This window comes from Nocardia elegans NBRC 108235, assembly GCF_001612845.1.
GTDB lineage: Bacteria > Actinomycetota > Actinomycetes > Mycobacteriales > Mycobacteriaceae > Nocardia > Nocardia nova.
In genome coordinates this window covers 158,134-170,219 of record NZ_BDBF01000014.1, presented here as the reverse complement: position 1 = coordinate 170,219, position 12,086 = coordinate 158,134, and the positions used below count along the sequence as shown (strand labels likewise).

Annotated in this window: 12 protein-coding genes; 9 read left to right on the top strand and 3 right to left on the bottom strand. The window is 67.4% G+C overall.

The features are described from left to right. The 3 genes from NE2_RS12380 to NE2_RS12370 all read left to right on the top strand — a co-directional run. Nucleotides 1-2,577: transglycosylase domain-containing protein (locus tag NE2_RS12380; RefSeq protein WP_063026046.1), on the top strand; the 2,577-nt coding region annotated here is incomplete at its 5' end. Between the two features lie 29 nt (nucleotides 2,578-2,606). Then, nucleotides 2,607-4,322 (top strand): glycosyltransferase family 87 protein, encoded by a 1,716-nt coding sequence (locus NE2_RS12375; protein ID WP_063026066.1) that lies wholly within the window; start codon nucleotides 2,607-2,609, stop codon nucleotides 4,320-4,322. Beyond that, nucleotides 4,319-5,071, top strand: coding sequence for an isocitrate lyase/PEP mutase family protein (locus NE2_RS12370; RefSeq protein ID WP_063026045.1), 753 nt, complete (start codon nucleotides 4,319-4,321; stop codon nucleotides 5,069-5,071). Before NE2_RS12375 ends, NE2_RS12370 begins: the two co-directional genes overlap by 4 nt. Nucleotides 5,072-5,212: 141 nt before the next feature. On the opposite strand, the gene NE2_RS12365 is transcribed toward NE2_RS12370, so the two are convergent. After that, nucleotides 5,213-6,301: an alkene reductase gene (locus NE2_RS12365; protein ID WP_063026044.1), complete on the bottom strand. Its 1,089-nt coding sequence runs from the start codon at nucleotides 6,299-6,301 to the stop codon at nucleotides 5,213-5,215. Nucleotides 6,302-6,349: 48 nt separating this feature from the next. Here NE2_RS12365 and NE2_RS12360 point away from each other — a divergent pair, with 48 nt between their 5' ends. Next, nucleotides 6,350-6,715 carry a MerR family transcriptional regulator gene (locus tag NE2_RS12360; protein WP_063026065.1) on the top strand — a complete coding sequence of 122 codons (366 nt, stop codon included), beginning with the start codon at nucleotides 6,350-6,352 and terminating at the stop codon, nucleotides 6,713-6,715. A gap of 24 nt (nucleotides 6,716-6,739) precedes the next feature. Here NE2_RS12360 and NE2_RS12355 read toward each other — a convergent pair whose 3' ends face one another. Then, complete coding sequence (locus tag NE2_RS12355) at nucleotides 6,740-7,684, bottom strand: DMT family transporter (protein WP_233429758.1); 945 nt, start codon at nucleotides 7,682-7,684, stop codon at nucleotides 6,740-6,742. Between the two features lie 75 nt (nucleotides 7,685-7,759). Here NE2_RS12355 and NE2_RS12350 point away from each other — a divergent pair, with 75 nt between their 5' ends. Next, a complete protein-coding gene (locus NE2_RS12350; protein WP_063909371.1) occupies nucleotides 7,760-8,308 on the top strand; it encodes a CGNR zinc finger domain-containing protein in 549 nt (182 codons plus the stop codon). A 1-nt stretch (nucleotide 8,309) separates the two neighbouring features. Here the strand turns inward: NE2_RS12350 and NE2_RS12345 are convergent, their stop codons facing one another. Continuing rightward, nucleotides 8,310-9,680, bottom strand: coding sequence for a glycosyltransferase family protein (locus tag NE2_RS12345; protein WP_063026042.1), 1,371 nt, complete (start codon nucleotides 9,678-9,680; stop codon nucleotides 8,310-8,312). A 260-nt stretch (nucleotides 9,681-9,940) separates the two neighbouring features. Between NE2_RS12345 and rpsF the strand changes: the two genes are divergently transcribed. The 4 genes from rpsF (at nucleotide 9,941) to rplI (ending at nucleotide 11,690) form a co-directional block, all read left to right on the top strand. Next, nucleotides 9,941-10,231, top strand: coding sequence for a 30S ribosomal protein S6 (gene rpsF / locus NE2_RS12340; protein ID WP_030514152.1), 291 nt, complete (start codon nucleotides 9,941-9,943; stop codon nucleotides 10,229-10,231). Between the two features lie 110 nt (nucleotides 10,232-10,341). Further along, a complete protein-coding gene (locus NE2_RS12335; RefSeq protein ID WP_063026041.1) occupies nucleotides 10,342-10,887 on the top strand; it encodes a single-stranded DNA-binding protein in 546 nt (181 codons plus the stop codon). A 58-nt stretch (nucleotides 10,888-10,945) separates the two neighbouring features. After that, the gene (gene rpsR / locus NE2_RS12330) at nucleotides 10,946-11,218 is read left to right on the top strand and encodes a 30S ribosomal protein S18 (protein WP_063026040.1); all 273 of its coding nucleotides are present in this window, start codon (nucleotides 10,946-10,948) and stop codon (nucleotides 11,216-11,218) included. Nucleotides 11,219-11,234: 16 nt separating this feature from the next. Continuing rightward, entirely contained in the window at nucleotides 11,235-11,690 is a 456-nt protein-coding gene (gene rplI, locus NE2_RS12325; RefSeq protein WP_030514150.1) for a 50S ribosomal protein L9, read from the top strand. The last annotated feature ends 396 nt before the right edge of the window (nucleotides 11,691-12,086 follow it).

Here is a 12,086-nt window from a genome sequence, read left to right as displayed (position 1 = left end):
GGTGGCCCGCCGCGGCGTCCCGCGAACCCGGCATCGCGTCCGGGTGCGGGGGCAACGCAGAAGATCGCCAAACCGGGCGAGCAGAAACCTCAGGCCACCCAGAAGATCGCGGCCGGAACCCTCGGTGAGGCGATGGCGCAGCGCGGCCCGCGCTCGACCGCGGCCAACCGGTCGGCTCCCGGTGGCGCCGGGACGCGCCCCGGATCCGGTCCGGGCACCGGCGGCCGCCGCGCGGTCGCCGGAGGTACGCCCCCGTCGGGTCCGCCGCCGCGCAAGGGCAACGGCGGCGGTGACGGTCCGGGTGGATCGGCGGGCAGGGGCCCGAAGACCAAGAAGAAATCGCCGTGGCGCATCGTGCGCCGAGCGATCTATGTCCTGGTGGCATTGGCCATCGTGGTGCCGAGCGCGGTCTTCCTGATCGCGTACACGACGGTCTCGATACCCCAGCCGGGCGATCTCAAAACCCCTCAGGTCGCCACGATCCTGGCCTCCGACGGCACCACGCAGATCAGCAGAATCGTTCCGCCGGAAGGTAACCGGACCGACGTCACCATCGACCAGATCCCGCCGCACGTGCGCAATGCGGTGATCGCGGCCGAGGACCGGGACTTCTACTCCAACCCGGGCTTCTCCATCAGCGGTTTCGCCCGCGCCGCGCGCGACAACCTGATGGGCAAGGACACCGCCGGTGGTGGTTCGACGATCACCCAGCAGTACGTCAAGAACGCGATGGTCGGCAATCAGCATTCGCTGAGCCGCAAGATGCGCGAGTTGGTGATCTCGGCGAAGATGGCGCGGCAGTGGAGCAAGGACGACATCCTCACCGCGTATCTGAACACGATTCCGTTCGGTCGCGGCACCTTCGGTATCGACGCCGCGGCCAAGGCCTACTTCGGCAAGTCGGTCGAACAGCTGACCGTCGAAGAGGGCGCGATGCTGGCCGCCACCATCAACCAGCCGTACGGCCTGGACCCGGAGAACAACCCGAAGGGCGCCGAACAGCGCTGGAACTACGTCCTCGACGGCATGGTCAAGGCCGGTTCCGTACCCGCCGCCGAACGCGCCAAGATGGTGTATCCGAAGGTCCTGCCGTCCAGCGCCAACAGCGACAGCGAGAACAAGACCGCGGGCCCCAACGGCTTGATCAAGCGGCAGGTGCTCAGCGAGCTGTCCGAGGCCGGCATCAGCGATACCCAGCTGAACACCGAGGGTCTGCAGATCACCACGACCATCGATCAGAAGGCCCAGCAGGCGGCGATCGATTCCGTGCACAAGAACATGCAGGGTGAACGCGACGAGGTCCGGACCGCGGTCGTCTCGGTCGATCCGAAATCCGGTGCGGTGCGCGCCTATTACGGCGGCGACAACGCGACCGGCTGGGACTTCGCCAACGCCGGGTTGCAGTCCGGCTCGACCTTCAAGGTCTTCGGCCTGGCCGAGAATCTCGAACTCGGCAAGCCGCTGTCGACGATGTACGACAGTTCCGATCTGACCGTCAACGGCATCAAGATCACCAACGCCGAAGGCGAAACCTGCGGTACCTGCACCATCGCCGAGGCACTCAAGCGGTCGCTGAACACCAGCTTCTACCGCATGGAACTGGATATGCCGGACGGCCCGGCCAAGATCGCGGCGATGGCGCATCGGATGGGCATCCCCGACACGATTCCGGGTGTGGGCCAGACCCTGACCGAACCCGATGGTTCCGGGCCGAACAACGGCATCATCCTGGGTCAGTACCAGGTGCGGCCGCTGGATATGGCCTCCGCGTACGCGACCATCGCGGCCTCGGGTGTGTATTACAAGCCGCATTTCGTGCAGAAGGTCGTCACGGCCGACGGTCAGGTGCTGCTCGACCGCGGACAGGTCGCCGGGGAGCAGCGGATCTCCGCAGCGGTCGCCGACAACCTCTCGTCGGCGATGCAACCGATCGCCGCGTCCTCCCGCAACCACGGCCTGGCCGGCGGCCGGCCGTCCGGCTCCAAGACCGGTACCACCCAGCTCGGTGACACCGGTCAGAACAAGGACGCGTGGATGATCGGCTTCACCCCGTCGCTGTCGACAGCGGTCTGGGTGGGTACCGCGGACGGTGTCGCGCTGAAGACGCCCGGCGGCTCGATCATGTACGGCTCCGGCCTGCCGTCGGATATCTGGAAGGACACCATGGACGGCGCGCTCGAGGGCACGCCGAAGGAGAACTTCCCGAAGCCGGCCGCGATCGGCGGTCAGGCCGGTGTGCCGTCCTTCTCGGCGCCCTACACCGCGCCGAGCACCACGCAGCAGGAGTATCAGCCGCCGGTCGTGGTGAAGCCGTCGCAGGTCGAGATCCTGCCGGGCATCACCATTCCGGTGCCGGGCATCCAGCCGAACCCGCGCTCACAACCGCAGCAGAACCAGCCGCAGTCGCAGGACACGGGCCCGCTGCCGGGGCAACCGGTGGCGCCCGCCGACGGCACGTCACCGAGCACCTCCAACTCCGGTGACACCAGCGGCAATTCACGGTCCCAGCGTCCGGGCGCGGGCGTCGGCACCAGTACCGACGGCACAGGAGACGGGTACACCAACAGTCACCGGTAGCCTCGGGTGGCGTGAGTGAACAACAGCCGGTGGCGGCCTCGACGTTCGGTGACGAAGGTGTCGAGACCGCCACCGGTTTCGTTTCCGCGGCGCCCCTCGCGGCGGATCGGAGGTCGGCGGTCCGCCGGGACAAACCCAGCCGCACCGATTCGATGACCGCGCAGTTGAGCAGCACGATCGGGGGCCCGGTCGGCGACCACGCCCTGATCGGCCGGGCCCGCTTCTGGACTCCGCTGCGCATCCTGCTGGCCTTCGCGGTGGTGTTCCTCGCCTTCGGCTGGGCCGGTAAGGCCGGCTGCATCCAGCAGACGACCACCTCGGAGGGCCATCTCACCCTCGACTGGAACAACGGCCGCCAGTACGTGGCCATGTGCTACTCGGATACGGTGCCGCTCTACGGCGCCGAACATCTCGACGAGGGCGCGTTCCCCTACAAGAAGAAGTGGACCGAGGTCGGTCCCGACGGCAAGCTGCAGACCCGGTACATGGAGTATCCGGTGCTGTCGGGCCTCTACCAGTACCTGGCGATGGAGGTCGCCAACATCTGGATGTCGCTGCCGTTGCCGAAGGCGCTGTCGGTGGTGGTGTATTTCAACGTCGTCGCCGTGGGACTGGCACTGGCCTGGCTGGTGACGGTGTGGGCGTCGGCGATGCTCTCGGGCCGCCGCATCTGGGATGCCGCACTGGTCGCCCTCTCACCGCTGGTGCTCGTGCACATCTTCACCAATTTCGACGCCCTGGCAACGGCTTTCGCGGCCACGGGCCTGCTGGCGTGGGCCAGGCGGCGACCGGTCCTGGCCGGGATACTGCTCGGGCTGGGCGGTGCGGCCAAGCTGTATCCGCTGTTGCTGCTGGGCCCGATCGTGGTGCTGTGCCTGCGCGTCGACGGCCGCGACCGCTTGCCGGGCCTGCGAGAACAGCTGCGGCGCAACGGCAACAACGTGATCGGCGCGCTGCGCGACTATCTGGCCGGGGCGCGGATCAGCCCACTGCGCGCGGCGCTGGTGACGGTGGTGTCGGCGGTGCTGGCCTGGCTGGCGGTGAATCTGCCCATCGCCGTGCCGTTCACCGAGGGCTGGTGGGAATTCTTCCGGCTCAACAGTGAACGCCATGCCGATCCTGACTCGCTCTACAACGTGGTCACCTCCTTCACCGGCTGGCAGGGGTTCGACGGACCACTCGCCTCCTCCGACACTCCGACCGCACTGAATCTGGTATCGCTGCTGTTGTTCGCGGCCGCCTGCGCGGTGATCGGCTACATCGCGCTGACCGCCGCCCGCCGGCCCCGGGTCGCACAGCTGGCCTTCCTGGTCGTGGCGGCGTTCCTGCTGACCAACAAGGTGTGGAGTCCGCAGTATTCACTGTGGCTGGTGCCGCTGGCGGTGCTGGCACTGCCGCACCGGCGAATCCTGCTGGCATGGATGACGATCGACGCGCTGGTGTGGTTCCCACGCATGTACTACTACCTCGGCACCGAGGACAAGGGCGTCCCCGAACAGTGGTTCACCAGCGCGGTCCTGATCCGCGACCTCGCGGTCGTGGGCCTGTGCGCGTTGGTGGTCCGCCAGATCTACCGGCCCGACCTGGACCTCGTGCGAAGCGACGGCGCCGACGATCCGGTGGGCGGAATTCTGGACCGCGCGCAGGACCCGGCGCTGCCGTGGTTGCCGTCGGCCCTGCAACCCAAGGCGCCGTATCCGGCCTCTGGCGCGAACACCCGCTCATGGGCCAGGATCGACACATGACCGCATTGAGCGAGCAGGCGACCACCTTCCTCGAGTTGCACCGCCCCGGCGCCCCGGCGATTCTGCCGACCGTCTGGGACGCGTGGTCGGCGAATCTGGTGCAGGCGGCCGGTTTCGCCGCATTGACCGTCGGCAGCCATCCGCTGGCGGATTCGCTGGGCAAATCGGATCAGGAGGGGATGACCTATCCCGAGTCGATGGCCCGGGTTCGCGAGATCACCGCGGCGGTGGACATTCCCGTCTCGGTCGATATCGAATCCGGCTACGGCCTGAAGCCCGCACAACTGATCGACGGACTGCTGGAGGCGGGCGCGGTCGGCCTCAACATCGAGGATTCGGTGCACAGCGAGGGTGGCCGCCTGCGCGAGCCGAGCGAGCACGCCGACTTCGTTGCCGGACTGCGGCAGGCGGCCGATGCCGCCGGTGTGCACGTGGTGGTCAACGCCCGCACCGATCTGTTCCTGCGCGAGGACCAGAACACCCCGGATCGCGTGGAGCGGGTGCTGGAGCGGATGCGGCTGGCGGCCGATGCGGGTGCCGACGTGCTGTATCCGGTGGGCCAGCGTGATCCGGAGATCTTGCGCCGGCTCTGTGCCGAACTTCCGTTGCCCGTCAACGCCATCGGTCTGCCGGATCAGGGCGATCGAGCCTGGTTCGCCGAATTGGGTGTTGCCCGAGTCAGTTTCGGGCCTTTCCTGCAACGCGCACTGAGCACCGAGGCGAACCGGTTGCTGGCACGCTGGCAGTAATCCCGGAACCCCGGCACCGAACCGGGTGCGGTTCTGTGACAATGGAACACGCCGATGCCCGTCGCAACGCATGCCACGAAGCCCGAGATGAGCGAGCCGACGGCATGCGAACGGGGCGGTCATCGGCGCTGTGATTGCCCTTCAAGCGACCCGTTCGTCGCGGTCGGTCCAGGACGGGTAGTCCGTGTATCCGATCGGTCCCCGGCCGTAGAGACCGTCCTCGCGCACCGGTGCCGGCGCTCGCCCGTGCCGAATCCGCGACACGAGATCGGGGTTGGCGATGAAGGCGCGCCCGAAGGACACCAGATCCGCTCGGCCCTCGGCGAGTACCCGCTCGGCCGCCGCCGGTGTGGTCGGCGCGCGGTTCTCGCCGACATTGGCGAGGAGTGTGCCGTTCCAGCGCGGGCGCAGATCGTCGAGCGCCGGATAGTCGTCGTTGTCGGTGAGGTGCAGATAGGCGAGATCTCGCCCGGCGAGTTCACCCACCAGGGCGCGATAGAGCGGCGCCGGATCGGCCTCGCGCATCCCGAACTGCGGATTACCCGGGGACAGCCGGATCCCGACTCGATGCGAACCCGCCACCGCGGCAACGGCATCGGTGACCTCGAGTGCGAATCGCATGCGATTGGAGATCGTGCCGCCGTATTCGTCGGTGCGCAGATTGGTGTTGTCGGCCAGGAACTGATGAACGAGATAACTGTTCGCCCCGTGGATTTCGACACCGTCGAATCCGGCCGCGAGCGCGTTGGCGGCGGCATCGGCGTAATGCTGGACGGCCTGTGCGATCTCGGCGCGGGTCATGGCACGAGGATGCGGCGCCGGGGCCTTCCCGCCGTCGAGCAGGTGGACCGGATCGGATGCCGGCACCGCGGACGGACCGGCCGGCAGGGTGCCGTCGATCCGGGCGAGCGGATGGCCCCACCGGCCACCGTGCATGAGCTGGGCGAAGATCCTGCCGCCCGCGCCGTGGACGGCCTCGGTGACCCGGCGCCATTCGGCGATGTGCGTCTCGGTGGCCAGGCCCGGCACCCACGCCTCGCTCTGCCCGCTGGAATGCGGCCAGATGCCCTCGGTGACAATGAGTCCGGCCTCCGCACGCTGGGCGTAGTAGGTCGCCACATCGGCGGTGGGTGAACCGTCGGGACGGGAGCGCAGCCGAGTCATCGGCGCCATCACGACGCGATTGGGCAGATGCAGGTGGTGTGCGTGATAGTCGGTCAGCAACAGCATGCGCGTACCGTAGAACCTGACATCAATGTGAGGTGCAAGGAGAAACCGGTGCGCATCGGTGAACTGGCACGACGCACGGGCGTCAGCGTGCGGTCGTTGCGGTACTACGAGAGCCAGGGTCTGCTCGCCTCGACCCGGACCTCCGGCGGTCAGCGCGAATACCCTGAGCAGGCGGTGGACCGTGTCGTTCGTATTCAGGAGATGTTCGCCGCGGGACTGCACAGCCGCACCATCGCCGAACTGCTCCCGTGCATCAACGACACCGACGGCACACCCGCGGCGACCGCGACACCGTGGCTCACGGAAACCCTTGCCGCCGAACGCAAGCGCATCGACGCGTGCATCAAGGATTTGGTCCGCACCCGCGACGTGCTCGACGGCGTGATCAGCGCGGCGCAGGGCGAGCCGCAGTAACGCCCGATCGGGCGCGCCCGCACGTCAGGCGGCCACGCCCGCCCGATGCTCCCGGACACCGCCGGGTACCGGCGATGTCGGCTCCCCGACCGACGCGGCATCCCGCCGGGTTCCGGACCGCAGCGAGGCCAGCACCATCCCGATCAGGCCGACGCCGAGGCCAGCAATCGTCAACGGGCGCAACGGTTGTGCGATCAGCAGCCAGGCCAGCACCGCCGTGACCAGCGGGGTGACGAAGAACAGCTTGCCGACACGCGTGGCGTCCCAGCGCCGCAGCATGGCATTCAGCAACAGGAAGCACGCGACGGCGTTGATCGCCACCATCCACACCAGCGAGCCGGCGAACCGAAGGGGATCGGCGATATGGGTACTGCCGCTCGCGAGCATGAAGATTCCGGCCACCGGCGCGCTGACCAGAACGTGCACAGCGGTATTGGTGCGAGGGTCGACCTGCGGCACGAAACGCTTCTGATAGACCGTGCCGAGACTCAGTCCCAGCAGGCCGACCACGCACAGCACCAAACCCGTTGCGGAGAAGTGGGATTGATCGAAGACGGCCAGTCCGACACCGATGCCGCCGACACCGAATCCGATCCATTGCCGCACGGTGACCGACTCCCCGAGCACGGTCCCGGCGAACAGTGCGATCACCACCGGATTCAACCCCTGTACCAGGGAAATCACCGCCGCGGAGACATGATCGGCCATGGCCGTGTAGAAGGCCCCGAACTGCACCATTTGCATGAGCAAGCCGGCGACGGCGACATGCAGGAGTTCCCGGCCACGCGGCCATGACGCCCGCACGGCAACGGCATACGCAGCCAAGGCCACCCCGGCGAAGGCGAAGCGTGCGAACAGCACCACCATCGGCGGCGCCGCGCCGACGCCGATGATGCCGGCGATGAACGCGCTACTCCACATCACGACGAAGGCCGCGGGCGCGGCCGTCTCCATCAGTCGGTTCCGCACGACACCTCCCAAGTAACCGCTTCAACTGGTTATCAACCCTGACATCGGTGCAACTAACCTGTCAAGGGGGTTACTATGGGAAAGGTGTTCACCTTCGTCAGCGGCAACCTGGCCCTGGATTTCGCCGGCACGGTCCAGGAGCGCAACGCCGGTTTCATCGATCTGCTGACGGCTCCCGCCGCACTCGACGAATGGCTGATCGCGGCAGGACTACTGGACTCCGCGGCACAGTGCGACGCGGCCGCGCTCGCGCGGGCGGTCGAACTGCGCGAAGCGGTGTACCGCCTGGCCCTGGCCACGAGCGTCGGCGAGCCGTGGCGCGATGCCGACCGCGTCCTGGTGAATCGGATCGCCGACGGGCCGAAACCCTCGATCGCCCTGCGTGCCGACACCGGCGTGACCCGGCGCGGCGATTGCGATCACGCCCTCGCCCGGATCGCGACCGAGGCGATCGAACTCCTCGGCGGACCCGATCGCGATCGGATCAAACAGTGCGGCCGCGACACCTGCACACGCCTCTACCTCGACACCTCCCGCGCGGGTTCGCGACGCTGGTGCGATATGACGCTGTGCGGCAACCGCGCCAAGAGCGCGTCGTTCCGCGCTCGCCACGGCAAGCCGTAAGTCACCGCGCGGGAACGAGTTCGCGCGCTACCGGCGACACCATCGGCCGGTATCCGCGCGGGCGGGCGCGGACGAACGCGAAGAAGAAGAACACCAGCAGTATCGCGCGTCCCCACACCCCGAACTGCACGAGCTTCTCGTAGAAGTCCGCACCCGTCCCGCTGCCCAGGGCATGGAAGTAGCGGAAGACCCCGATGCCGAGCGCCAGATCGGCCAGCAGATAGGCACCGATCGCCGCCCACGGCACCTCGAGCAGGACGAAGAACGGCAGTATCCACAGCGTGTACTGCGGTGAGTGGACCTTGTGGAACAGCAGGAATCCACACAGCATCGCCGCGCTCACACCCACCCAGGGGTAGTAACCGAGTGCGGGAAAACGCTTCCACCCCAACCAGATAGCCAGCGCGAACGAAACGACCACCAGGATCGGCGAAGCCGTCGCCACGACGTCCTGGAACGACGCCTCCCCGCTCTGCCCCTGCGCGAACATCGGCCGCAGTCCCCAGTACCAGACGGAGTTGGTGGTGATATCGGCCTGGCGCATCTGCTGGAAGATGAACGAGGCCCGCCAGCCGTCGTAGCCGAGCAGCGCGAAGGGCAGGTTGATCGCCACCACCGTCGCGATCGCCGCACCCGCGGCCGCGAGCGCACCGCCCGGGTCGTAGCCGCGGCGGGGGCGATCCGGCCGCGGCTCGCCGAGGTCCGGCTCACCGAGAAATATGTGGAGCATCAGCGGCAGGACGAAGATCCCCGGATACAACTTCAGGCAGAACCCGATGCCCAGCAGGACCGCCGCGGCAATTCCCCTGGTGCGCAACGAATATCGAGTCAGCGTCGTCATCACGTAGACCGCGCCGACCGCCGTGCACACCACCGGGAGTTCCCAGTTGTGGAAGGCGTAGAGCACCAGCGGCGGGCCCACCGACCACAGCAGCGCGACGGCTCCCGACATCCGGCCCAGCATCCAGGCGGTCAGCAGGGCGAACGGCGCCAGCAGCAGGGCCGAATGCAGCAGGAAGCCGGCGTCGTCGTGCACCCCGGCCGCGCCGAGCCACATCAGCAGCCCGCTGAGCACCGGATATTCCACGGCGCCGCCGGTCAGCGTGCCGTCGGGGGTGATGCCGCCGCCGACGTACGGAAACAGATGCTCGTCGATGCCGCGGCCGAGCCAGAGGAACTGGATGTCGGAATAGCAGACCTCGGCATCCTTGATGCGGTCGAAGATCAGACTTCGCCCGTCGCCGTCGAACGGCGCGCCCGCGCAGCGGGCCTTGTTGAGATAGGCGAAGATCAGCGTCACCGCGCAGGCCAGCACAGCGGCCGCGGCCGCGACCCGGCCGGCGGCGCGCGCCCGGACTACGGCATCGGCCACGCGGCCACCTCCGCGGCCACGCCGTCGCCGCCGCCGCGGTCCCAACGATCGGCGGGTCGAATCGGCATATGCACCACGATAGGTGGGCTACCCCGCGAACGGCGTTATTCCCCGGGAAGGAGACCCATTTCGCACCCGGTGCCCCGGATTCGGGCCCGGACCGGCCGTTCATGTAGCCTTATCGGGTTGCTGACGCAACGACCCCTCCTGCCACGGAAAGTCCGTGGCCGTTCACAGTCCACAGGAGGTGATGGGTTCCCGTGCGTCATTACGAAGTGATGGTCATCCTCGATCCGAACCTGGACGAGCGCACTGTCGGTCCGAACTTGGACAAGATGCTCAGTGTGGTCTCGCAGCAGGGCGGCAAGATCGACAAGGTCGACCTCTGGGGCCGCCGCCGGCTGGCCTACGAAATCGAGAAGCGCGCCGAGGGCATCTACGCCGTCGTCGACCTGACCGCCGAGCCGGCCACGGTCAGCGAGCTCGACCGTCAGCTGGGCCTGAACGAGTCGGTGTTGCGCACCAAGGTGCTGCGGCAGGACAAGAAGTAAGACCCCTGGCATACCTGTCGGAAAGCAAACCGCACTTGTCGTTGCCTGGCCTTAGGCTCTAGCGCAACAGGCGAGTGCACAGCTGATCGCACCGGAGACCAGGAGGAACCATGGCAGGCGACACCGTAATCACCGTCATCGGCAATTTGACGGCAGATCCGGAACTTCGATTCACGCCCGCGGGCGCGGCGGTGGCCAATTTCACCGTCGCCTCGACTCCCCGGGTGTTCGACCGCAACGCCAACGAATGGAAAGACGGCGAGGCACTGTTCCTGCGCTGCAACATTTGGCGTGAGGCCGCGGAGAATGTCGCCGAGAGTCTGACCCGAGGCGCTCGCGTGATCGTGAGCGGACGGCTCAAGCAGCGCTCCTACGAAACCCGCGAGGGTGAGAAGCGCACGGTCGTGGAACTCGAGGTCGACGAGGTCGGTCCCTCCCTGCGCTACGCGACCGCGAAGGTCAACAAGACCTCGCGCGGCGGTGGCGGCGGTGGTGGTGGTTTCGGCGGCAATTCCGGCGGCAGTGGTGGGGGCTTCGGCGGCTCCAACGGTGGCAGTCGCGGCGGACAGGGTTCCGCCGGCGACGATCCGTGGGGCAGCGCTCCCGCGGCCGGCTCCTTCGGAGGCGGCCAGATGGACGACGAACCGCCGTTCTGAACGGCTCACATATCGGGGCCCGCGCTATGCGGCTCCCAGGCAAACGGAGTGAAGACCCATGGCCAAAGCACCGGCACGCGAAAAGGTGCTGAAGAAGAAGGCTTGCGCGTTCTGCAAGGACGACAAGAAAGCCAAGAAGGACGGCTCGAGCACCGGGGCCGTCATCGACTACAAGGACACGGCGTTGCTGCGCAAGTTCGTCAGCGACCGCGGCAAGATCCGCGCCCGCCGCGTCACCGGCAACTGCGTGCAGCACCAGCGGGACATCGCCGTCGCGGTGAAGAACTCTCGCGAGGTTGCGCTGCTGCCCTACGTGTCCACGGCTCGCTGAGAACGGGAGGCAGACGATGAAGCTGATTCTGACTGCTGATGTGGACAACCTCGGTGCGCCCGGCGACACCGTGGAGGTCAAGGACGGCTACGGCCGCAACTACCTGCTGCCGCGCGGCCTGGCAATCGTCGCCACCCGTGGCGCCGAGAAGCAGGTCGAGGGCATCCGCCGGGCGCAGGACGCTCGCCGCGTGCGCGACCTGGACCACGCCAAGGAGCTCAAGGCCGCGATCGAGGGCCTGGAGGGCGTGTCCCTGTCGGTGAAGACCGCCGGCACCGGCAAGCTGTTCGGTTCGGTCACCACCGCCGATGTCGCCGGTGCGGTCAAGGCCGCCGGCGGCCCGGTGCTCGACAAGCGCAGCATCGAGCTGCCGAAGTCGCACATCAAGAGCACCGGCAAGCACAACGTCACCGTGCACCTGCACCCCGACGTGATTGCCAAGTTCGATCTGCAGGTTGCTGCCGCGGAGTGATATCCGCTCCGCCGTCCGGCGGGGTCCCGCATCGGTTCGCCGATGCGCTCGCTCCGGACGGTGGATCACAGTTCTTCGAAGACCATCCCCGTAGTCACTGCGGGGATGGTCTTCGCCTGCGCGCGTTCGCCCGGGCCGGACAGGCCCGTCAACGGCTCTTGTCGCATTTCGGGGCGGAATCGGATCCGACACGATAGAGTTGCGAAAGATTTGCTAGATGGTGACGGCAGGCACCGGATCCGGCCACCGACGCATCGTGCGCACTTTTTACCCAGCTCCTGGGGATTTGTGGACAAGTAGCCGAACCGACCGTCTGGAATGTGATCTGCGCCATAGCGTGAGAGAGCGGTGTTTACCCAACACGCCCGGCTGTTCATCTTGAATGACACGCCGACG

Excerpts from the sequence above, each read along its gene's own strand:
- NE2_RS12370 (WP_063026045.1), top strand. The coding sequence starts at position 4,319 with ATGACCGCATTGAGCGAGCAGGCGACCACCTTCCTCGAGTTGCACCGC.
- NE2_RS12365 (WP_063026044.1), bottom strand. The coding sequence starts at position 6,301 with ATGCTGTTGCTGACCGACTATCACGCACACCACCTGCATCTGCCCAAT.
- NE2_RS12350 (WP_063909371.1), top strand. The coding sequence starts at position 7,760 with ATGGGAAAGGTGTTCACCTTCGTCAGCGGCAACCTGGCCCTGGATTTC.
- NE2_RS12335 (WP_063026041.1), top strand. The coding sequence starts at position 10,342 with ATGGCAGGCGACACCGTAATCACCGTCATCGGCAATTTGACGGCAGAT.
- rpsR (WP_063026040.1), top strand. The coding sequence starts at position 10,946 with ATGGCCAAAGCACCGGCACGCGAAAAGGTGCTGAAGAAGAAGGCTTGC.
- rplI (WP_030514150.1), top strand. The coding sequence starts at position 11,235 with ATGAAGCTGATTCTGACTGCTGATGTGGACAACCTCGGTGCGCCCGGC.